Origin of the sequence: Burkholderia sp. CCA53 (assembly GCF_001685525.1) — a bacterium.
GTDB lineage: Bacteria > Pseudomonadota > Gammaproteobacteria > Burkholderiales > Burkholderiaceae > Burkholderia > Burkholderia multivorans.
On record NZ_BDDJ01000002.1, the window covers coordinates 1,534,269 to 1,556,854 of the forward strand.

Here is a 22,586-nt window from a genome sequence, read left to right on the forward strand (position 1 = left end):
AAACCATCGCGTTCAGCCGTTCCAGGCGCGCCGGGCGGGCGTGAGAGCGGCCGCAAAGCCGCGCCGTTCCGGTATCGGATCGCCCCCGTTTTCTTTGTTTACATTTCAGTCACAATTGTTCAGATTTGCCTCCTCTCTGGCCGGAATCGGTTTCCCTTATTCTGTGTTTCAGCGGGTTCTTGCCGGTTTCGGTTAATCGAAAATGCCCCAAAAAAGGCATTAAAAATTCGCGCGTCTTAAATCGCGGATTTTTCGCCCGTCGAGTGCGATCGATCGTCTGAAATCGTTTTGCCGCAAGACCTCGTCCCCCGATAAAAAAACAGTTTTCATACGGCTCGACAGACATTCCTCGCACCCCGGCATTCGGGGCTGGCCGGTTTGCGCCAGCACGAACGCGACGCGGATTCACGGAGATTCAGTACGTGCCTGCGTCCGCATCCCGACCGAGTGCGTGAATGGCGCGCGCCGCTTACCGGCAGAAATCTATGAATCGAACTTACCGAACTGTGTGGAACGCGGCACGCGGCGTGATCGTCGCGGTATCCGAACTCGATCGGGCCAACGGCAAGGGGCAGGCCGGCGCCGGCACGACGGTCGCGCTGAAGTCCGCGACGTTGGCCGTGCTGGGCAGCATGGCGATGTGGTCCGGCGGCGCGGCAGCGCAGGTGGCGGTTTCCGGCACGAATTGCCCGGGGACGGCAACAGCGACGACGAGTAATGGCATCGCCATCGGGTGTACGACAACAGCGAGCGGCATCAATTCGGTCGCGGTTGGCGTGAGCGCAGTCGCGAACAATACGGGTGCAATGGCGTTGGGACCCGTCGCGCAGGCGACGGGAACCGGTGCGGTCGCATTAGGCAGTAACTCAATCGCGTCAAGCGGTAATGCGGTTGCGGTCGGCTATCAGTCGACCGCGTCCGGCACGAACTCGATGGCGCTGATGGCGAACGCCAGGGCAAGCGGCACGCAATCCATCTCGATCGGCACGAACAGCGGCTCGTCCGGCGTGACGTCGGTTGCGCTCGGCGCAGGGGCCACGGCATCGGGCGACAATGCGTCGGCGCTCGGCGCATTCGCGAATTCGGTAACTGCAGGCTCGGTCGCGGTCGGTACGGCGACGGCCGGCACGACGGCGCCGAGCGACACCAACAACGTCGCGATCGGCCCGGGCGCATTCGCGTCGGGCGGCGCGGGAGCAGCCACGCACGGGTCGGGTCAGTCGGTCGCGATCGGCGATTCGGCATCGGCCAGCGCGCTGCAGGCGATCGCGTTGGGCGGCAACGCGATCGCGTCGGCGCAGGACGCGTTCGCCGCCGGCGCAGGCGCGATGGCCACGCAGCAAGGTGCGATCGCATTGGGCACCGCGGCCAGCGCGACCGACCAGTATGCGATTGCGCTCGGGTGGCAGAGCGTGGCGACCGGATTCTACGGTGTGGCGATGGGTATCAGCGCGCAGGCGACGGCTGCCAACGCCGTTGCGCTGGGCCCGAACGCGCAGGCGACGAACGCTGCCGCCACGGCGGTCGGCAACGGCGCGAAAGCAAGCGGCAATACGGCACTCGCGATCGGCGGGCAGGCGATCGCGATCGGCGACGGCACCGTCGCGGCGGGCCAGGGTGCGGGTGCGGGCTCGACCACCGCGAATACCGGGTCGGTCGCCGTCGGTCTTGCAACCGGCACGCTCGTCAGCGGCGCGCAGAACACCGCGGTCGGCGGCGGTATCGCGAGCGCGATGCGAGGCGCGGGCTCAGGTGTCACCGGCACCCGCAACGTCGCGATGGGCACAGGCGACGGCACGGTCACGTATAACGGTGCGCTGGCCGCTTCCGCGGGCAACCTCGTATCGGGCAACGACAACGTCGCAATCGGCACGAACGCGGGCATCGGCGTCGCGGCGAGCGGCACCACGTCGATCGGTCTGAATGCGCAGGCGTCGGGCGCCAACGCGATCGCGATGGGTACGGGCGCGCAGGCGTCCGGCGCGAACTCGATCAGCATCGGCACGGGCAACGTCGTGAGCGGCGCGAATTCGGCGGCGATCGGCGATCCGAGCACGATTACCGGCTCGGGTTCGTACTCGCTCGGCAACAACAACACGATCAATTCCAACAACGCGTTCGTCGTGGGCAGCGGTGTGTCCGTGCCCACCGGCTTCGACGGCGCGGTCGTGCTCGGCAATGCGTCGACGGTGTCGTCCGCCGTGCAGACGCCGAACGCGGTCATCGGCGGGAATACGTATACGTTCGCGGGCGGCACGCCGGCGGCCGGCGACGTCGTGAGCGTCGGTTCGGCGACTGCACCGCGTCAGATCCAGAACGTCGCGGCCGGTCAGATCACCGCCGGTTCGACCGACGCGATCAACGGCTCGCAGCTGTATGCGACGAACGTGGCGATCGATTCGCTGTCGACGTCGACGATGTCGGGCATTACGTCGTTGTCGACGGGTCTTAGTTCGACGAACAGCAATGTCGCGTCGCTGTCGACGGGTCTCAGTTCGACGAACAGCAATGTCGCGTCGCTGTCGACGGGTCTCAGCTCGACGACCAGCAACGTCGCATCGCTGTCGACAGGCCTCAGCTCGACGACCAGCAACGTCGCATCGCTGTCGACAGGCCTCAGTTCGACGAACAGCAATGTCGCGTCGCTGTCGACGGGTCTCAGCTCGACGACCAGCAGCGTCGCATCGCTGTCGACAGGCCTCAGCTCGACGAACAGCAACGTCGCATCGCTGTCGACGGGCCTCAGCTCGACGACCAGCAACGTGGCCTCGCTGTCCACCACCGTCAGTGCGATCACGTCGAACAACAACAATCTCGGCAACAGCACGGCCGGCGCGATCGGCGGCGGCGCGACCTACGACCCGACGACGGGCACGATCTCCGCACCGTCGTACGTCACATACAACACCGACGGCTCGACGACGATCAACAACAACGTCGGCTCCGCGCTCGACAACATCAACGAGCACGGGATCAAGTATTTCCACGCGAACTCGACCGCACCGGACAGCCAGGCGCTCGGCCTCGACAGCGTCGCGATCGGCCCGAACGCGATCTCGCGCGTGGACGGCAGCATCGCGCTCGGTGCGGGCTCGGTCGCCGATCGCGCAACCGTGCCGGCGTCCGGCATCATGCGCAACGGCAGCGCGTCGATTCCGTTCGACACGACCGATCAGACGCTGCTCGGCGCAGTCTCGGTCGGCGATGCGACGAGCAAGACCTATCGTCAGATCACGAACGTCGCGGACGGCACCGGCCAGCAGGACGCAGTGACCGTGCGGCAGCTGACCGGCGCGCTGCAGTCGTTCGCGGTGACTGGCCAGCTGTACTTCCACGCGAATTCGACGCGTGCCGATTCGCTCGCGGTCGGCGCCGAATCGATCGCGGTCGGCCCGACGACGGTCGTCAACGGCGACAACGGCGTCGGGATCGGCAACGGCGCGATTGTCGATTCGACCGCACCGGGCGGCGTCGCGATCGGTCAGGCGGCCAGCTCCGCGCAGGCCGATGCGATAGCACTCGGCAGCGGCGCGACGGCGACGGGCGCGCAGTCGGTCGCGCAAGGCGCGAACGCGGTGGCGGTCAGCGTCGGCAGCGTTGCGCTCGGCTCGGGCGCGCGCAGCACCGCGACGGACGCACTGGCGCTCGGCGCCGGCGCATCGTCGACGTTCGCGAACAGCGTCGCGCTCGGCGCCGGCTCGCTGACGACGGTCGGCGCGCTGACGAACTACATCGCGTACGGGTTGAGCACGCCGCAATCGTCGGCCGGCGAAGTGAACGTCGGCAATCGTCAGATCACGGGCCTCGCAGCCGGGATGGCGGGCACCGATGCAGTCAACGTGTCGCAGCTCAATGCGGTCGCGGATCAGTTGACGACGCTGATCGATCAGCGCACGTCGAACCTCGGCGGCAGCTACACGACGAACCCGGACGGCTCCAATGTGCCGCCGGGCTCGACGGGGCCCAATTCGTCGGCGGGCGGCTCCGGTGCGGTGGCGTCCGGCTCGAACAGCACGGCGGTCGGCAATAACGCGCTCGCGTCGGGCAACGGCTCGACCGCGATCGGCGTGGGCGCGAGCGCATCGGGCAACAACTCGACGGCGATCGGCAACGGCAGCAACGACGGCGGCCGCTCGAACGTCGTCGCGGTGGGCTCGGCGGACTCGGCGCGTCAGATCGTCAACGTCGCGGCCGGCACGCAGGGCACCGATGCGGTGAACGTGAACCAGCTGAACGCGGGGCTGAGCAACACGCTGTCGCAGGCGAACAGCTACACCGACGGCCAGATCGCGGGCCTGCGCAACAGCCTCGACTCGTATCGCCGCGATGCGGACGGCGGCACGGCGACGGCGATGGCCATCGCGGGGCTGCCGCAGCCGTCCGGCCCGGGCAAGAGCATGGTCGCGATCGCGGGCAGCGTGTATCGCGGGCAGTCGGGGCAGGCGCTCGGCATCTCGACGATTTCGGAGAACAACCACTGGATCTACAAGGCGGCCGTCTCGACGAATACGCGCGGCACGTACGGCGCCGTGGTCGGCGCGGGCTATCAGTGGTAACGCGACGAGGCGAGTCGATGCGAAACATCAAACGGAACAATCAGCGAACCATGAAATTCAAACAGGCCGTGCTGCTTTCGGGGTGCGTCGTGGCTGCCGCCGCGCTGCAGGGATGTGCGACGCCCCATACGCCGCCGCAGTTTCCCGATGCGGCGTCCGCATCGCCCGCGGGCGGCACGTTCGTGAACGTCGCGAATCTGCGCAATGTGAGTACGGGGCTCAACAAGGATCAGCTCTACGATCTGATCGGACCGCCGCAGTTTCATGAGTGGTTCGTCGGCAATCGCGTGTGGAACTACGTGTTCGACTTCCGTCGCGGCGATCAGGTCGTGTCGTGTCAGTACCAGGTGCAGTTCGACCGCAACATGCGCGTGAGCGCGACGTACTGGCGCGACCCGCAATGTGCGGAGTTCGTGCAGCCGTCCGCTGCGCCGGCCGTCGCGCCGGCGGCCGCGGCAGCACCCGCACCGCGCGCGCAGTTCACGATCGCAGGCGAGGCGCTGTTCCCGTTTGCGAAGTCGAGCCTCGACTCGATGCTGCCGGGCGGCCGCGCCGAACTCGACGACGCGATCGCGAAAATCCGCGCGGAACGCGGCACGACGCGCATCGACGTGGTCGGTCACACCGATCGCATCGGCTTGGATCAAAGCAACCGCGCGCTGTCGCGTGCGCGGGCCGAGACGGTCAAGCGCTATCTGGTCGCGCACGGGCTCGACGCCGCACGCATCCGCGCCGAAGGCGCAGGATCGTCGCAGCCTGTGTCGCATTGTCCGCCCGGCGAAACGCCGGCCGTCATCGCCTGCCTGCAGAAGGACCGGCGCGTGACGATTACCGTGTACGGCCAGGACTGACGCTCGCACCGGCATGCGCGCCCGCGCATGCCGGCGATCGATCGCGCGAACCCGTCGCGCAGGCGGCCGTGCGCTACGCGAGCCGCAAATCCCACAACGCGTCGAGCACGTGTTGCGTCGCACGCTCGACGTGTCCGGCACGATGCGCGATGCCGAGCCGTCGCCACAGGCCGGGGCGCAGCGGACGCATCACGATACGCGCGTCGGCTAGCGGCGTCGCAGCCTCATGCGGCAACAGCGCCGCACCGTAACCGGCCGCCACCAGACTCTTGATCGCATCGTTGTAGTTCAGCTGAATGCGCGGCGCCGGATGGTGTCCGGCGGCCGCGAACCATTCGGCCGTCAGCCGCGACAGATGCGTCGTCGCATCGTTGAGAACGAGCGGCCGCGCAGCGAGCCATTCGGGCGTCACGCGCGCCGGACAGCGCCAATGCGCAGGCACGAACGCCATCACGGGATCGCGCCGCCACGGCTTGATCGCGAGTCCGGCCACCGGCGGCTGCGGCAGTGCGACGAGCCCGACGTCGAGCGTGCCGTCCACGAGCCGCGACAGCGTTTCCTGCGAAGTCAGCACCGCGATCTGAACGTCGATCGCGGGATGGGGCGCGCGCAGCGCGTCGAGCGCCTGCGGCAGCAGATGCGCGATCACGCCGGTCGACGCGCCGAGGCGCACGCGTCCTTCGAGTCCCGCGACCTGACGCTGAACGTCGTCGAGCGCCTGCTCGGCGTCGGCGAGCAGGCGGCGCGCACGCTCGACCAGCACCGCACCGATCGACGTCGGCCCGACGTGCCCGCGCTTGCGCGACAGCAGCGGCGCGCCGATGCGCGCTTCGAGTTCGGCGATATGGAGGCTGACCGTCGGCGGCGCGAGGTGCAGCGCACGCGCCGCATCGGCAAACGAGCCGCGCTCGGCCACGGCGACCAACGTGCGCAGACGGTCCAGGCTGATCTCACGCATGGTGATTTCCAGATTCAGAAAAGGTGAATGTATAGGTCATGAAATTCAACTTTTCCTATTCTAGACGTCCGCGCAACATAGGGGTTCGTTTTCAACTGTCACAACCCATAGTCAGCGGAGTCATCCACCATGAGCACGCCCGTAGTCTTCATCGACGGCGACCAAGGCACGACCGGCCTGCAGATTCACGACCGGCTGCGCGGCCGGACCGACATTCGCGTCTTCACGCTGCCCGCTGCCGAGCGCAAGGACCCGCGGCGCCGCGCGGAGGCGATCAACGGCTGCGACATCGCGATCCTCTGTTTGCCGGATGACGCCGCGCGCGAGGCCGTGAGCGCCATCGTCAATCCTGCCGTGCGCGTGATCGATGCGAGCTCCGCGCATCGCACGCAGCCGGGCTGGACGTACGGATTTCCCGAAATGGCGCCGGCGCAGGCCGAGCAGATCGCGAACGCGCGGCGCGTCAGCAACCCGGGCTGCTATCCGACCGGCGCGGTCGGCCTGCTGCGTCCGCTCGTGGAAGCGCGGCTCATTCCCGCCGATTACCCGATCGCCATTCATGCGGTATCCGGCTACTCGGGACGCGGACGCGCGGGCGTGGAGGAACACGAAGGGCCGAGCGCCGCGAACGCGCGTGCCTATCAGGTGTACGGGCTGGCACTCGCGCACAAGCACGCACCGGAGATTCGACGGCACGCGACGCTGGCGCAGCGCCCGATCTTCGTGCCCGCATACGGCGCGTTCCGCCAGGGCATCGTGCTGACGGTGCCGATCGCGGTGCGCCTGCTGGCGCCCGGCGTCGACGGCCCCGCGTTGCACGCGTGCCTCGCTCGTCACTATGCGCAGGCCGCGCACGTGCGCGTGCTGCCGCTGGAGGCATCGCGCGCGTCGACCCATCTGGACCCGCAGGCGCTGAACGGTACGAACGACATGCAGTTGAGCGTCTTTGACGACGCGGCGCAGGAGCAGGTGCTGCTCGCCGCGGTGTTCGACAATCTCGGCAAGGGCGCCTCGGGCGCCGCGGTTCAGAACCTGGACCTGATGCTCGCGCGGCAATAGCGGCCGGCCGGGCGTCTAGCGATCGATACGCGACGGAGCGGCCAGCGTGTTGTCCGGATAGGCGGCCGCGCAGACGGCGCGCACTTCGTCGCGCAGCCAGCGGTGCGCCGGATCGTGATCGAGCCGAGGATGCCAGATCGCCGAAATGTTGAACGCGGGCAACGGCAGCGGCAGTGCGAACGACTGCACGCCGTTCGCGGCCGCGTAGTCGGGCATGAACGTATTGCCGAGACAGGAATGCGGGACGACGGCGAGCAGATCCGAATGACGGACGAGCTGCATCGCGCCGGTATAGGAGGGCACGACGATCGGCACGTTGCGCGGCACGCCGGTCGATTCGAGCTGGGCGTCGATCGGATTGTCCGCCTCGCCGGTACGCGAGATCGTCACGTGGTCGTACGCAAGCCATCGCTGCATGTCGATCTCGCCCGCGGCGAGCAGCGGATGGCCGATCCGGCACAGGCCGACGTAGCGATCCGTGAACAGCACACGCGTGCGGATTTCGGGCGCCGCGGTTTTCACGACGCCGATTTCGAGATCGACGAGCCCGTCCCGCAACGCCTGCGCATTCCAGTCCGGCTTCGGCACGAAGCGCAGCTGTACGCCGGGCGCCGCGCGGCGGACGCGGTTCGTCAACGCGGCGCCGAGCAGATCGACGAAGCCTTCACCTGCGCGCAACGTGAAGCGCTGCGCGAGCGTCGCGCTGTCGAACCGGTACGCGGCGCGGCTCAGGACCGATTCCGCTTCGCGCGCGAGGGCGGGAATGCGCCGGCTCAACTGCTCCGCGTAGGGCGTCAGCACGAGCGTTCGGCCTGCCTGCAGCAACAGGCGATCGCCCGTCAGCGCGCGCAGGCGAGCGAGCGTGCGGCTCGTCGCCGATACGCTCAGGTTCAGGCGGCGCGCCGCGCCGGTGACGCTGCGTTCGGTCAGCAACGCATCCAGCGCGGTCAGCAGGTTCAGGTCGACGCGTGACATGCGGCGAGCATAATCGAAAACGCCGCACGGATGGCGTGCGATGCAATCGACGATTGCACGCGGCGCGTCTGGTGCAAACCGGACGCGATCCCGACAATGCATGGTGCCGCTGTCGAAAAGGAGAAGCCCATGCCCGATACCCCTCACCCTCGTCCCACGATCCTGCTCGTCGGCGCGTCGCGCGGCCTCGGTCACGCAATGGCGGCCGAGTTCCTGAAGCGCGGCTGGGACGTCGTGGGCACCGTGCGCGCGGATCGCGGACGCACGCCGCTGCACGCGCTCGCCGAGGCGTACCCGGACCGGCTGCGGATCGAAACGCTCGACATCACGCAGCCCGAGCAGATCCGCGCACTGGCCGCGCGCCTGTCCGGACGCGTGTTCGACATCCTGTTCGTCAATGCCGGGACGACCAATCCGGATCCGACGCAGACCATCGGCGAGGTGTCGACCGACGATTTCGTCGACCTGATGATCACCAACGCACTGAGCCCGATGCGCGTGGTCGAGACGCTGGCCGGCCTCGTGCCGCGCGACGGGCTGATCGGCATCATGTCGTCGGGGCAGGGCAGCATCGCCGACAACGAATCGGGCCAGCGCGAGCTCTATCGCGGCAGCAAGGCCGCGCTGAACCAGTTCATGCGCAGCTTCGCGGCGCGTCACGCGCAGACGCCGCTCGCGATGGTGCTGATCGCGCCCGGCTGGGTGCGCACGGAGCTCGGCGGGCCGGATGCGCGGCTGTCGATCGACGAAAGCGTGCCGGGCGTCGTCGATGTGCTGCTCGCCAAGCGCGGTCGCGCGGGGCTCGAATATCTCGACTATCGCGGTCGAACCGTGCGGTGGTGAGCGGTACGGTTTCCGCGACGCGGGCCGGGCACGCGTCGTCGGCAGCGACTGCGCTGCCCGTCATGCAGCTGCCGTGCACGACCCCGCGATCGACGCCGTGCATCGCGTCGCGCGCATCACGAGCGCCGCACGGCACCCGCCGACGGATGCGCGTGCATCGCATACCGGCCGCGCTCGAACGACGTCGCGAAGAAGCGCATCTGATAGCGGATCGCCTGCGCCCAGTAGTCCCACGTGTGGCCGCCCGCGCGCTCCGCATAGTCGTGCGGCACGCCGAGCGCGAGGAGCCGTTCGTGCAGCGTGCGGTTCGAGCCGATGAATGCGTCGTCGCGGCCGCAGTCGATCGTCAGGTCGACATGCGTGTGCACGAACGCGCGGGCGCTTTCGACGATCGCGTTGCGGCTCCAGAACGACGGATGACGGACCGGATCGCCGAACACATGATCGATGCCCGGTTCGTCCTCGCAGTTGCGCGGATCGACGGCGCCGCTGATGCTGCCGGCCGCTCCGAACGTGTCGGGCCGGTCGAGCGCGATGCGCAGCGCGCCGAAGCCGCCCATGCTGAGGCCCGTGATCGCCCGCGTGCGCCGCGTCGCGAGCGTGCGGAAATGCGCGTCGACGTAGGACACGACTTCGTCGCCGACGAAGGTTTCGTAGCGGCTGCCCGAATCGAACGGGCTGTCGATGTACCAGCTTTCGTGTCCGCCGTCGGGCATCACCAGAATCACGCGATAGCGATCGGCGAGTTCGCCGATGCGCGTGTTCGCGGTCCAGTCGGTGTGGTCGCCGCCCGAGCCGTGCAGCAGATAGACGACCGGATAGCGTTCGACGCGGTGCGCACCGCCACGCACGTAATCGTCGGGCAGGACGACGGTTGCGGCGAGCGTGGCGCGCATCGCGGCGCTCGGAATCGCGACGGTGCGCGTATGAAACGCGCGTGCGGGGCCGGCCGCTGCGAGCAGCAGAAGCAGCCAGCACACGCGCATCAGCTTCATCGATCGTCGGACTCGTCGCACTTGTCGCATTCGTCGCGTTCACCGGAAAAGCGGGCATTCGGCATCCCGTGCCGAGCGACTCTAGCAACCGGGCCTTTCAACCGAATTTCGGCGAAACATACGGGTTGTCAGGTGCCGGCGAGCGACTTCGGCGGCATGCCGCCGAGACCGCATCCTACGGCTTGTGGCGCGCGTCGATCTCGTCGCGCAGCCGCGCTTCCTGCGCCTGCAGCTCGGGCGTGAACGCCGCGCCGAAGTCTTCCGCCTCGAATATCGGACGGATCTCGATCTCCGATTCGCCGGGCATCGGGTTCGGGCAGCGCTTCACCCATTCGACGGCTTCGTCCATCGATTTCACCTGCCACAGCCAGAACCCGGCGACGAGCTCCTTGGTTTCGGCGAACGGACCGTCGATCACGGTCCGACCTTCGCCGGCAAAGCGCACGCGTTTGCCGCGCGAGCTCGGATGGAGCCCTTCGCCGGCGAGCATCACGCCGGCCTTCACGAGTTCCTCGTTGAACCGCCCCATCGCGGTCAGCAGTTCGGTATCGGGCAGCGCCCCCGTTTCCGAATCGGCCGTGGCCTTCACGATCACCATGACGCGCATTGTCGTTTCTCCTTCGATAAGAATGTGGATCGCATGCCGGCCGCGCGTGACGGCGGCTGCGGGCTTGCAATCACACGACGCACGACGCGTCCGGAAATCGACATCGACCGACAAAAAAGCGTGCGCGTCAGGCGCGCGCCCGGAACTGGTATGCTGACCGCCATTACGTCACGCCGGAGGGTGTCATGGCTGCGAAGGTAGTGTCGAAGAAGAAATATCTGAAGATTCTGAACAAGCGTCTGCGCGCGGCGCCCGATGCGCCGGCCGGCGCGTCGTTCGTGTTCTATCCGCCCGGCGCGAAGGCGAAGCACGCGACGGGCGTCGTCTCGAGCGAGCCATGTGCCGCGCATGAACTCGAGACGATGGCGGCGATTCAGCGCAAGGCGGCCGAGGAATTCATCGTCGCCGATGCGTGAGCGGCGGCGGGGCGCGGCGTACCGAGCGTTTTGCGGTTGCTCGGCGCGGGTCGCCCGTCACCTGCTGCAAGGCGCCCGTTGCACGTCGTCCGTTGCACGGGCCCCCAAATCAATGCATGGCGCCGCGTCCGCGTGCCACACGCCGATCACGACACCTTGTCGGCCGTCGCCGGATACCGGCCGCCGGCGCCGCCTTCGTCGCCCGACGCCAGTTCCTCGAGCGCGAGCCCCTTCGTTTCGATGCCGAGCGTCCAGACGGCGAGCGCCGCGGCGGCAAACGACAGCGCACCGAGCGTAAACACGCCGCCCTGGCCGAACACGGGCAGCACGACGCCGACGACGTACGGGCCGATCAGCGAGCCGATCCGGCCGATCGCCGAGGCGAAGCCCGACCCCGTCGCGCGCGCGCCGGTGCCGTACAGCTCGGGCGTATACGTGTACAGCGCGGCCCACATCCCGAACAGGAAGAACTGCATCGCGAGCCCGGTGCCGATCAGCAGCGCCATGCTGCCGCCGTACAGCGCGCTTTGCCCGTACGCATACGCCATGATGCCGCCGCCGACGAGCGACGCGATGCAGGTCGGCTTGCGTCCCCAGCGCTCGACGAGCCACGCGGCGCACAGAAAGCCCGGCACGCCGCCGAGCGAGATCAGCACCGTATAGAACACCGATTTCGTGACTTCGAAGCCGGCTTGCTGCAGCAGCGCGCCGAGCCACGACGTGAGCCCGTAGAAGCCGAGCAGTGCGAAGAACCACAGCAGCCACACCATCGTCGTGCGACGGCGGTAGGCGCCGCTCCAGATTTCGCGCAGCGCGCCGCGCCCGCGCGCGGCGACCGGCTCGGCGAGCCGCGACGGCGGCGGCAGCGTCGCGACGCCGGCCGAGCGCATCACCTTCGCCTCGATCGTGCGCAGCACGGCGTCGGCTGCCTCGTGACGGCCCGCATGCTCGAGCCAGCGCGGCGATTCGGGCACGATGCGGCGCACGACGAGCACGAACACCGCCGGAATCGCGAGCAGCGCGAAGACGGTGCGCCAGCCGAACTGCGGCAGCACGAAGTAGGCGACGATGCCGGCCGTGATGAAGCCGAGCGGCCAGAAGCCGTCCATCAGCGCGATCAGGCGGCCGCGCTTCTCGGTCGGCACGAATTCGGACAGCAGCGTCTGCGCGACCGGAAACTCCATGCCCATCCCGATCCCGAGCAGCACACGATAGACGATCAGCGCGTCGACGCTCTGCGCGGTCGAGCACAGATACGACGCGGCGCCCCACAGCACCATGCTCCACTGGAACACGGGCCGGCGGCCGAAGCGATCGGCGAGCAGGCCGGCGACGGCCGCGCCGAGCACCATCCCGACGAAGCTCGCGCTCGCGACGACGCCCGCGGCGGCCGTCGACAGCCCGAACTCCTTGCGGATCGAGCCGAGCACGAAGGTCATCGTGCCGAGGTCGACCGAATCGAAGAAGAACGCGATCGCGATGATGAAGAAGATCCGCTTGTGATAGCCGGAAAACGGCAGGCGTTCGAGCCGGGCGGCAGCGGAGGCGGAGGCAGTGGCGGCGGGCATGGCGTCCTCTGAAAGAAAGGAAGCCTCGAAGCGACGCGCTTCAAGGCTTCGAGCTTTCAGTAGACGCGACCACAAAAGGCCGCATTGGAGGAAAAGCGTCGTCGGCTTGAACAAATGCGTCATCGCCGGCGACGCGTGCGCGCTCAGTTCTTCAGCTTGTAGCCCGTGCGGAACATCCACGCGACGATCGCGAGCAGGATCACGAGGAACAGCGAGGTCGCGGCGAGGCTGATGCCGACGTGTACGTCCGCGAGCCCGTAGAACGACCAGCGAAAGCCGCTGACGAGATAGACGATCGGATTGAACAGCGTGATCACGCGCCACGCGGGCGGCAGCATGTCGACCGAATAGAAGCTGCCGCCGAGGAACGTGAGCGGCGTGATGATCAGCAGCGGCACGAGCTGCAGCTTCTCGAAGCTGTCGGCCCAGATGCCGATCACGAAGCCGAACAGGCTGAACGTGACGGACGTCAGCACGAGAAACAGCACCATCCAGAACGGATGCAGGATATGCAGCGGCACGAACAGCGCGGCGGTCGCGAGGATGATCAGCCCGAGCAGGATCGACTTCGACGCGGCCGCGCCGACGTAGGCGGTCACGATTTCCCAATGCGACACGGGTGCCGACAGCACCTCGTAGATCGTGCCCGTGAAGCGCGGGAAGTAGATGCCGAACGACGCGTTCGAGATGCTTTGCGACAGCAGCGACAGCATCACGAGGCCCGGCACGATGAACGAGCCGTAGCCGATGCCGTTCACGTCGCTGATCCGCGAGCCGATCGCCGACCCGAACACGACGAAGTAGAGCGACGTCGAGATCACCGGCGCGATGATGCTCTGCATCAGCGTGCGGCGCGTGCGCGCCATTTCGGCGCGATAGATTGCGCGGATCGCGTGGAAGTTCATGTGCGCCATGATGGTTATGCCCGTTGTGCGCCGTTGCGGCGGTTGTCGATCAGGCTGACGAAGATGTCCTCGAGCGAGCTCTGCGTCGTGTGCAGGTCGCGAAACCCGATGCCGGCCGCGCCGAGCGCGGCGATCAGCGTCGCGATGCTCGCGTCGTCGCGCTGCGAATCGTACGTGTACACGAGTGCGGCGCCGCCTTCCGCGAGCTCGAGCCCGAACGGCGCGAGCGCGTCGGGCACGCTCGCGAGCGGATGCTCGAGCTGCACGGTCAGCTGCTTCTTGCCGAGCTTGCGCATCAGCTCGCGCTTCTCCTCGACGAGCACGAGCTCGCCGCCGAGGATGATGCCGATCCGGTCGGCCATTTCCTCCGCTTCCTCGATGTAGTGCGTGGTCAGCACGATCGTCACGCCGTTTTCGCGCAGCGTATCGACGAGCTTCCACATGTCGCGGCGCAGTTCGACGTCGACGCCGGCCGTCGGCTCGTCGAGGAACAGGATCCGCGGCTCGTGCGACAGCGCCTTCGCGATCATCACGCGGCGCTTCATCCCGCCGGACAGCGTGATCAGCTTGTTATTGCGCTTGTCCCACAGCGAGAGCGCCTTCAGCGTCTTCTCGATGTGCGCGGGGTCGGGCGCCTTGCCGAACAGGCCGCGGCTGAACGACACGGTCGCCCAGACGGTCTCGAACGCGTCGGTCGTCAGTTCCTGCGGTACGAGGCCGATCAGCTCGCGCGCGGCGCGATACGCGTCGCGGATGTCGTGGCCGCCGACGGTCACGCGGCCTTCGGTCGGCGTGACGATCCCGCAGACTGAGCCGATCAGCGTCGTCTTGCCGGCGCCGTTCGGACCCAGCAGCGCGAAGATTTCGCCGGGGCGGATGTCGAGCGTCACGTGCTTCAGTGCCTGGAAGCCGGACGCGTAGGTTTTCGAGAGGTCGGAAATCGAGAGGATCGGTTGCATGCTCGCGGATGGCAGGCGGATCGCAGCGACGGCACGCGCGGCGCGTTCGGCCCGCGGCCGGCACAAGGCAGCCGAACGCGGGAACGACGCGGCACACATGCGCGATGTCGATCGCACGGGGTGCGGAATCGCAGGATCGCCATCTTAGCAATCGGCAGATGTAAATGCATTTCCGTGGAAAGGGCGTCGCGGTTGCGTCGGCGATTGGCGCGAAAGGTGCGCGCCGCGCGACATGTCCGGTCTATTTATTCGGAATGAACGAACAATGGGTGGCGATTTTGCCCGATCGGGTCAAGCGGGCCGCGGCGCGCGCCGGAATCGGCGGCGCGCGGCGGAAGCATGGGGAGTGTGGAAAGCGCGCGAAGTGTAGGAAGCGCGGGAAGCGAACAACGGGACGCGCACCGCAAGCCGCGGTGCGCGTCCGCCGACTCAGACCGTTTCCGGCTGACGCACGGCCTTCGCGACGTTGCGCGCCGGTGCGCCGTTCGCGACGAAGTACGGCACGTTCGCGCGCTCGAGCGGCTTGCGGCCGCGGATCTTGTCGGCGATCTTCTCGGCGATCATGATCGTCGGCGCGTTCAGGTTGCCGGTCGTGATGATCGGCATGATCGACGCATCGACGACGCGCAATCCTTCGAGCCCGTGCACGCGCCCTTCGTTGTCGACGACCGCCATGTCGTCGTAGCCCATCTTGCACGAGCACGACGGATGGAACGCGGTTTCGGCGCGGGCGCGCACGAACGCGTCGAGCTCCTTGTCGCTCTTCAGGTCGGCGCCCGGATTCAGCTCGCGGCCGCGATAGCGGTCGAGTGCCGGCTGCCGCATGATCTCGCGCGTCGCGCGGATTGCGTCGCGGAATTCGCGCCAGTCGAGCGCTTCGGCCATGTAGTTGAAGAGGATGCTCGGATGCGCGTTCGGATCGCGCGAGCGCAGCTTCACGCGGCCGCGGCTCGGCGAACGCATCGAACCGACGTGCGCCTGGAAGCCGTGCATCTCGATCGCGTTCGAGCCGTTGTAGTTGATCGCAACGGGCAGGAAGTGATACTGGATGTTCGGCCAGGGATCGTCGTCGCGCGTGCGGATGAAGCCGCCCGCCTCGAAGTGGTTGCTCGCGCCGAGGCCGGTGCCGTTCAGCATCCATTCGAGGCCGATCTTCGGCTGGTTCCACCACTTCAGCGCGGGATAGAGCGACACCGGCTCCTTGCATTCGTACTGGATGTACATCTCCAGATGGTCCTGCAGGTTCTGGCCGACGCCCGGCAGATCGAGCACGATCGGAATGTCGAGTTCCTTCAGCCAAGCGCCGGGGCCGACGCCCGAGCGCTGCAGCAGCTGCGGCGATGCGATCGCACCGCTGCACACGAGCACTTCGCGGCGCGCATGCGCGGTCGCGCGCTCGTTGCCGCGCAGATACGTGACGCCCGATGCGCGTTTGCCGTCGAACAGGATGCGATCGGCGAGCGCGTGCGTGACGATCTCGAGATTCGGCCGCGTCTTCGCCTGATCGAGGTAGCCGCGCGCTGTGCTCGCGCGGCGGCCCTTCGGCGTGACCGTGCGGTCCATCGGGCCGAAGCCTTCCTGCTGATAGCCGTTCAGATCCTCCGTGCGCGGATAGCCTGCCTGCACGCCGGCCTCGACCATCGCCTCGAACAGCGGATTCACGCCCGGCTTGCTGGTCGTCACCGACACGGGACCGTCGCCGCCGTGATAGTCGTTCGGCCCGATGTCGCGCGTCTCGGCCTTCTTGAAGTACGGCAGGCAGTCGAGATACGTCCAGTTCTCGAGGCCCTGGTGCGTCGCCCAGTTGTCGTAGTCGAGCGCGTTGCCGCGGATGTAGCACATCCCGTTGATCAGCGACGAGCCGCCGAGCCCCTTGCCGCGCCCGCATTCCATCCGGCGGTTGTCCATGTGCGGCTCGGGATCGGTCTCGTACGCCCAGTTGTAGCGACGGCCCTGCAGCGGATAGGCAAGCGCCGCCGGCATCTGCGTGCGGAAGTCGAAGCGGTAGTCGGGGCCGCCTGCTTCGAGCAGCAGCACCGTCACATTCGGATCTTCCGTCAGGCGCGTCGCGAGCACGTTGCCCGCGGAGCCCGCGCCGCAGATGATGTAGTCGTATTCGCGTGTCGTCATGACGGTTGAACTCCTTGAGGACTCAAAATACCGGGTTGTAGCGGCCGAGCTCGACCTGCACCGACTTGATCCGAGTGTAGTGTTCGAGCGTCGTGATGCCGTTCTCGCGTCCGACACCGGATTGCTTGTAACCGCCAACCGGCATTTCGGCCGGCGATTCGCCCCACGTGTTGATCCAGCAGATGCCGGCTTCGAGTCGGTGGATCGTGCGGTGCGCGCGCGACAGGTTCTCGGTCACGACGCCGGCCGCGAGCCCGTAGTGCGTGTCGTTGGCACGCGCGATCACTTCGTCCTCCGATTCGAAATCGAGCAGGCTCATCACGGGCCCGAAGATTTCCTCGCGCACGATCTTCATGTCGTCGCGGCAGTCGCCGAACACGGTCGGCGCGACGTACTGCCCGTTCGCGAAATGGCCGTCGGTCAGCCGCGTGCCGCCCGCGAGCAGCTTCGCGCCTTCGGCCTTGCCGCTTTCGATGAAGCCGAGCACCTTGTCGAGCTGCGCGGCCGACACGAGCGGGCCGAAGTTCGTATCGGCATCGGTCGGCTTGCCGACGCGGATGCGCTTCACGCGTTCGAGCACCTTCTGCGTGAAGGCGTCCTTGATCGAGCGGTGCACGAATACGCGCGTGCCGTTCGTGCAGACCTGCCCGGAGCTGAAGAAATTCGCGGTGACGGCGATGTCGGCGGCGCGATCGAGATCGGCGTCGTCGAACACGATCAGCGGCGACTTGCCGCCGAGCTCCATCGTCACTTCCTTCAGCGACGACGCACCCGCGAGCGACATCACCTTCTTGCCCGTTTCGACGCCGCCGGTGAACGACACCTTCGCGATGTCCGGATGGCCGGTCAGCAGCGCGCCGACCGAGCCGTCGCCCTGCACGACGTTGAACACGCCGGCCGGCACGCCGGCTTCGGTGTAGATCTCGGCGAGCTTCAGCGCGCTCAGCGGCGTGACTTCGCTCGGCTTGAACACCATCGCATTGCCGGCCGCGAGCGCGGGCGCCGTCTTCCAGCAGGCGATCTGGATCGGGTAGTTCCATGCGCCGATGCCCGCGCACACGCCGAGCGGCTCGCGGCGCGTGTAGACGAACGACTCGGCGCGCAGCGGCACCTGCAGCCCTTCGATCGCGGTCGCGAGGCCCGCGTAGTACTCGATCACGTCCGCGCCGGTGACGATGTCGACTGCGAGCGTCTCGGCGATCGGCTTGCCGGTGTCGCGCGTTTCGAGCGCCGCGAGTTCGTCGTTGCGCTCGCGCAGCAGCTCGACCGCACGGCGCAGGATCCGCGAGCGCTGCATCGCGGTCATCGCGGCCCATTCGCGCTGGCCTTCGCGTGCGGACGCGACCGCGCGGCCGACGTCGGCCGCGCTCGCCTGCTGGACCTGCGCGAGCAATTCGCCGGTGGCCGGATCGAACGTGTCGAAAGTCTTGCCGCTCGTCGCGTCGACGTAACCGCCGCCGATGTAGAGCCGCTGCAAACCGTATACGGACATGAGGATCTCCTTGAAGGCGCCTGCCGCGCGTCAGTCGGACGCGAGCAGCAGGTCGATGTAGTCGTGGGCAAGCTTCAGCGCCGCCCGGGTGTCGATCGGGCCGCCGGCGAGCGCGCCGCGCAGCCACAGGCCGTCGATCAGCGCGGCCAGGCCGCTGGCCGCCTCGCGCGCCTTGGCGCGCGGAAGCGCTTTCGCGAACTCGGCGCACAGGTTCGAATGCAGGCGCCGCGTGTTCACGTGCTGCAGGCGCTTGAGCATCGGGTCGTGCATGCTCTGCGACCAGAACGCGAGCCAGGTCTTCATGACCGGCGCGGCGATCTGCGTGTCGTCGAAGTTCGCGGCGACGATCGCGCGCAGCCGCGAGCGCGGATCCTTGCGCGCGGCCGTCCGGCGGCGCGTGGTGGCCGACCACAGGTCGCGCAGCACGTGCCGCATCGTCGCTTCGAGCAGCCCGTCCTTGTCGCCGAAGTAGTGGCTGACGATGCCGGTCGAGATGTTCGCGCGCTGCGCGACCGATGCGAGCGTCGTGCCGGGCAGCCCCGCCTCGTCGATCGAGCGCAGCGTCGCGTCGATCAACTGCGCACGGCGGATCTCCCGCATTCCGACTTTCGGCATCGTCACTCCTGTCGCCCGCACGGGCCTCGATGGAAAGTCCGCAGCTTAGCGGTTTTTTATTGATCGTTCAATCAACAAAAAAGCGGGGTCGGAGGCAACGACCGGCGTGGTGGCCGCGCCTTCGTGTCGCGCGTTCATGCGTTGCGCGGCCCGACTTTCGTGTTTCCGCCATCGATGTCGGCGGCGTTCAAACCCATGTCGCGTTTGAGACATCGGCGCCCCGGCCTCCCGGACTACTCTCGGACAGCACGTCGCGCGTGTTCGGCAACCGCCGCAGCGCAGCGGCGCCATCCAACGAGACATGGAGACAATACGATGAGCAGCAATCGAGGTGTCGTCTATCTTGGGCCGGGCAAGGTCGAGGTGCAGAAGATCGATTATCCGAAGATGGTCGACCCGAGCGGCCGCGCAATCGGACACGGCGTGATCCTGAAGGTCGTCAGCACGAACATCTGCGGCTCGGACCAGCACATGGTGCGCGGCCGCACGACGGCGCCGGTCGGTCTCGTGCTCGGTCACGAGATCACGGGCGAGGTCGTCGAGGTCGGTCGCGACGTCGAGACGCTGAAGATCGGCGATCTCGTGTCGGTGCCGTTCAACGTCGCGTGCGGCCGCTGCGCGATGTGCAAGGAAACGCATACGGGCGTGTGCCTGAACGTGAACCCGTCGCGCGCGGGCGGCGCGTACGGCTACGTCGACATGGGCGGCTGGATCGGCGGCCAGGCCGAATACGTGCTCGTGCCGTATGCCGACTTCAACCTGCTGAAATTCCCGGACCGCGATCAGGCGATGGCGAAGATCCGCGATCTGACCTGCCTGTCCGACATTCTGCCGACCGGTTATCACGGCGCGGTCAGCGCCGGCGTGAAGCCGGGCTCGACCGTCTACATCGCGGGCGCGGGCCCGGTCGGGATGGCGGCGGCCGCCTCGGCGCGCCTGCTCGGCGCGGCCGTGACGATCGTCGGCGACATGAACGCGGAACGCCTCGCGCATGCGAAGGCGATGGGCTTCGAGACGGTCGACCTGTCGAAGGACGCGACGCTCGGCGAACAGATCGCGCAGATCCTCGGCAAGCCGGAGATCGACTGCGCGGTCGACTGCGTCGGCTTCGAGGCGCACGGCCACGGCTCGTCGGGCCATGCTGAGGAAGCGCCCGCGACGGTGCTGAACTCGCTGATGGAAATCACGCGGCCGGCCGGTGCGATCGGCATCCCGGGCCTGTACGTGACGGACGATCCGGGCGCGCAGGACAAGGCCGCGCAGCACGGCAGCCTGAGCATCCGCTTCGGTCTCGGCTGGGCGAAGTCGCATTCGTTCTTCACGGGCCAGACGCCGGTGCTGAAGTACAACCGCAACCTGATGCAGGCGATCCTGTACGACCGCCTGCCGATCGCGAAGATCGTCAACGTGACGGTGATCTCGCTCGACGACGCGCCCGAAGGCTACAAGAAGTTCGACGGCGGCGCGCCGCGCAAATTCGTGATCGATCCGCACGGGCTGCTCGCGGCCTGACGCGCAGCGCACGCACCCACGACGCGGGCGGCACCGGAAACGGGCCGCCCGTTTGTCCTGTGGCGGCCGCGACGCTCCGCGGCTGCGCGTTTTTCCGCGCGCCATCGCGCGCGCGATTGCTGCGATAATCGACGCCCAGTTCCCGAACCTTCTCGCGGCAGCCCGCAGCCGATACCCGGATGGCCAAGTCGATTCCCCTCGCAGCGCTGCACACGTTCGTCGAAGTCGCGCGCTGCGGCAGCATGAAGCAGGCGGCCGATCTGCTCTGCCTGTCGCCCGGCGCGGTGAGCCAGCACGTGCGCCATCTCGAGGATCGCCTCGCGGTGCGGCTGTTCGAACGCAACGGCCGCGAACTCGAACTGACCGGCACCGGCCGCGCACTGTTCGACGCGCTCGCCGGCGGTTTCCGCGAAATCGAAAGCGCGTGGGCCAACCTGTACGGCGCGAACCGGCGCGTGGTGCGCCTGACCGTGACGACGACCGCGTCGTTCGCGAACAGCTGGCTCGTCCAGCGTCTCGGCGCGTTCAACGCGCACTATCCGGAAATCGAAATCACGATCGACACGCGGCCGCAACTGGTCGACCTGCGCCGCGACTACGTCGACATCGCGATCCGGCACGGGCTCGGCCGCTATCCGGGGCACGCGTCGTTCCGCATCTGGACGCCCGAGCTGTGGCCGGTATGCAGCCCGCAACTGCTCGATCGGGCGCGGCCGATCGCGCAGCCGGCCGACTGTCTCGCGTATCCGCTGCTGCAGGACGCGGACCGCGCGGACTGGGTGCTGTGGCTGCGCGCGCAGGGCATCGAGGATCCGCGCGCGCAGCGCGGCGCGAGCTTCAGCGACGACGCGCTGCTGATCAAGGCCGCCGTCGCGTCGCAGGGCATCGCGCTCGTGCGCGACATCTATGCGCGCGACGAAATCGCGGCCGGGCGCCTCGTACGCGTGCTCGCGCGGCCGTGGCCGACGGAGCTGTCGTATTACGTCGTGTGCAACGAAGCGCGGCGCGACGAGTGGAAGATCGTGGCGTTTCGCGACTGGCTCGCGCGCGAAATCGGCGACGGCGCCGGCGAGCCGGCAGGCCGCGATACGCGCGACACGCTAGCGCCGTGACGCGCGCGCGGCCGCGGTCGCGAACCCGTTCAGCTTGCCGGTCGCGAGCGCGGTGCCGAGCAGGATGATCGCGCAGCCGGCGAGCGTCTGCGCGGTGATCGTCTCGTGCAGAAACACCGCGCCCCACACGACGCCGAACACCGGAATCAGGAACGTGACCGACGCCGCATACTGCGCGCCCGCGTTGCGGATCAAGCGGAAATACAGCAGATACGCGATCGCGGTGCAGACCGCGCCGAGCAGCACGACCGCGATCCAGGCGGACGCGTGAACGTCGCCGCGCGGCCATAGCGGCACCGCGAGCGGCGCGAGCACGACGGCGGCGAACAGCTGGCTGCCGAAGGCTGACACGAACGGCCGCACGTTCGCGAGCTTGCGCTTCGAGTAATGGGCGGCGAAGCCGTACGACAGCGTCGCGAGCATCGCGGCCGCGATCGCGCCCGGCGTGCCGGCCGCGCCGGCGCCGACTGCCGAACCGGCGAGCACGACCACGCCGGCGAAACCGACCGCGAGCCCGAGCGTCTGCGGTTTCGTCAAAGGCGTGCGCAGCCAGACGTAGGCGACGAGCGCGGTCCACAACGGCGTCGTCGCGTTCAGGATCGAATCGGTGCCGGCCGTGACGAATAGCGCCGCATATGTCAGCAGACAGAACGGCAGCGCCGAATTCGCGACGCCGACGACGAACAGCGGCACCGCATGCGTGCGGAATTCGCGCCGTGCGCTCGCGTCGCGCAGCACCGGCGACAGCAGCACGGCGGCGATCGCGACGCGCAGCGCGATCAGCGGGATCACGCCGAATTCGGGCGCGCCCATGCGCATGAACAGAAACGACGCGCCCCAGATAGCCGCGAGGGTGACGAGCTGCAATGCATTCATCGAACGGACTCCGTGGATGGTTCGGACAGCCGGCCGGCACGCTCGCGCGCCGGCCGGCCGAGAGACCTATTGAACGTCACGGAATGCGCGCCGCACAAACGACGTTTTGCAGCCCACGGTTTAGAAAAATGAATCGGCGGGCGCGCACGCCGGCCGA

General features: G+C 67.8%; 18 protein-coding genes. 7 read left to right on the forward strand and 11 right to left on the reverse strand.

Features of this window, described 5'->3' with window-relative positions:
* The first annotated feature begins 455 nt into the window (after nt 1-455).
* Nucleotides 456-4,556 carry a YadA-like family protein gene (locus BCR55_RS23105; RefSeq protein WP_053298236.1) on the forward strand — a complete coding sequence of 1,367 codons (4,101 nt, stop codon included), beginning with the start codon at nt 456-458 and terminating at the stop codon, nt 4,554-4,556.
* 17 nt (nt 4,557-4,573) lie between these two features.
* Nucleotides 4,574-5,407, forward strand: a complete 834-nt coding sequence (locus BCR55_RS23110) for an OmpA family protein (protein ID WP_065496066.1) — start codon at nt 4,574-4,576, stop codon at nt 5,405-5,407.
* Between the two features lie 73 nt (nt 5,408-5,480).
* Here BCR55_RS23110 and BCR55_RS23115 read toward each other — a convergent pair whose 3' ends face one another.
* Nucleotides 5,481-6,365, reverse strand: a complete 885-nt coding sequence (locus tag BCR55_RS23115) for a LysR family transcriptional regulator (RefSeq protein ID WP_006406004.1) — start codon at nt 6,363-6,365, stop codon at nt 5,481-5,483.
* A 129-nt stretch (nt 6,366-6,494) separates the two neighbouring features.
* Here BCR55_RS23115 and argC point away from each other — a divergent pair, with 129 nt between their 5' ends.
* Entirely contained in the window at nt 6,495-7,424 is a 930-nt protein-coding gene (gene argC, locus BCR55_RS23120) for an N-acetyl-gamma-glutamyl-phosphate reductase (protein ID WP_065496067.1), read from the forward strand.
* Between the two features lie 15 nt (nt 7,425-7,439).
* Here the strand turns inward: argC and BCR55_RS23125 are convergent, their stop codons facing one another.
* Complete coding sequence (locus BCR55_RS23125; RefSeq protein ID WP_065496068.1) at nt 7,440-8,399, reverse strand: LysR family transcriptional regulator; 960 nt, start codon at nt 8,397-8,399, stop codon at nt 7,440-7,442.
* A 129-nt stretch (nt 8,400-8,528) separates the two neighbouring features.
* Between BCR55_RS23125 and BCR55_RS23130 the strand changes: the two genes are divergently transcribed.
* Nucleotides 8,529-9,242, forward strand: a complete 714-nt coding sequence (locus BCR55_RS23130) for an SDR family NAD(P)-dependent oxidoreductase (protein ID WP_065496738.1) — start codon at nt 8,529-8,531, stop codon at nt 9,240-9,242.
* A gap of 116 nt (nt 9,243-9,358) precedes the next feature.
* Here BCR55_RS23130 and BCR55_RS23135 read toward each other — a convergent pair whose 3' ends face one another.
* Both BCR55_RS23135 and BCR55_RS23140 read right to left on the reverse strand, forming a co-directional pair.
* Nucleotides 9,359-10,237 (reverse strand): alpha/beta hydrolase family protein, encoded by an 879-nt coding sequence (locus BCR55_RS23135; RefSeq protein ID WP_006406009.1) that lies wholly within the window; start codon nt 10,235-10,237, stop codon nt 9,359-9,361.
* A 175-nt stretch (nt 10,238-10,412) separates the two neighbouring features.
* Nucleotides 10,413-10,844 (reverse strand): YciI family protein, encoded by a 432-nt coding sequence (locus BCR55_RS23140; protein WP_065496069.1) that lies wholly within the window; start codon nt 10,842-10,844, stop codon nt 10,413-10,415.
* 185 nt (nt 10,845-11,029) lie between these two features.
* Here BCR55_RS23140 and BCR55_RS23145 point away from each other — a divergent pair, with 185 nt between their 5' ends.
* On the forward strand, nt 11,030-11,260 hold the full coding sequence (locus BCR55_RS23145) for a hypothetical protein (RefSeq protein ID WP_006396340.1): 231 nt from the start codon (nt 11,030-11,032) through the stop codon (nt 11,258-11,260).
* Between the two features lie 146 nt (nt 11,261-11,406).
* Here BCR55_RS23145 and BCR55_RS23150 read toward each other — a convergent pair whose 3' ends face one another.
* The 6 genes from BCR55_RS23150 to betI all read right to left on the reverse strand — a co-directional run bounded on the left by BCR55_RS23150 (nt 11,407) and on the right by betI (nt 18,929).
* Nucleotides 11,407-12,828 carry an MFS transporter gene (locus BCR55_RS23150; protein WP_006396341.1) on the reverse strand — a complete coding sequence of 474 codons (1,422 nt, stop codon included), beginning with the start codon at nt 12,826-12,828 and terminating at the stop codon, nt 11,407-11,409.
* A gap of 143 nt (nt 12,829-12,971) precedes the next feature.
* A complete protein-coding gene (locus BCR55_RS23155) occupies nt 12,972-13,742 on the reverse strand; it encodes an ABC transporter permease (protein ID WP_006396342.1) in 771 nt (256 codons plus the stop codon).
* Nucleotides 13,743-13,747: 5 nt separating this feature from the next.
* Nucleotides 13,748-14,692, reverse strand: coding sequence for an ABC transporter ATP-binding protein (locus BCR55_RS23160; protein ID WP_065496740.1), 945 nt, complete (start codon nt 14,690-14,692; stop codon nt 13,748-13,750).
* A gap of 429 nt (nt 14,693-15,121) precedes the next feature.
* Nucleotides 15,122-16,822, reverse strand: a complete 1,701-nt coding sequence (gene betA / locus BCR55_RS23165) for a choline dehydrogenase (RefSeq protein ID WP_006406015.1) — start codon at nt 16,820-16,822, stop codon at nt 15,122-15,124.
* A gap of 22 nt (nt 16,823-16,844) precedes the next feature.
* Nucleotides 16,845-18,314, reverse strand: a complete 1,470-nt coding sequence (gene betB / locus BCR55_RS23170; protein WP_065496070.1) for a betaine-aldehyde dehydrogenase — start codon at nt 18,312-18,314, stop codon at nt 16,845-16,847.
* 30 nt (nt 18,315-18,344) lie between these two features.
* The gene (gene betI / locus BCR55_RS23175) at nt 18,345-18,929 is read right to left on the reverse strand and encodes a transcriptional regulator BetI (protein ID WP_006396347.1); all 585 of its coding nucleotides are present in this window, start codon (nt 18,927-18,929) and stop codon (nt 18,345-18,347) included.
* 315 nt (nt 18,930-19,244) lie between these two features.
* Between betI and fdhA the strand changes: the two genes are divergently transcribed.
* Nucleotides 19,245-20,441 carry a formaldehyde dehydrogenase, glutathione-independent gene (fdhA, locus tag BCR55_RS23180; protein ID WP_006396349.1) on the forward strand — a complete coding sequence of 399 codons (1,197 nt, stop codon included), beginning with the start codon at nt 19,245-19,247 and terminating at the stop codon, nt 20,439-20,441.
* A gap of 179 nt (nt 20,442-20,620) precedes the next feature.
* Nucleotides 20,621-21,553, forward strand: coding sequence for a LysR substrate-binding domain-containing protein (locus tag BCR55_RS23185; RefSeq protein ID WP_065496071.1), 933 nt, complete (start codon nt 20,621-20,623; stop codon nt 21,551-21,553).
* On the opposite strand, the gene BCR55_RS23190 is transcribed toward BCR55_RS23185, so the two are convergent.
* Complete coding sequence (locus BCR55_RS23190; protein WP_053298242.1) at nt 21,542-22,429, reverse strand: DMT family transporter; 888 nt, start codon at nt 22,427-22,429, stop codon at nt 21,542-21,544. The two genes, BCR55_RS23185 and BCR55_RS23190, sit on opposite strands and share 12 nt — an antisense overlap.
* Nucleotides 22,430-22,586 lie beyond the last annotated feature (157 nt).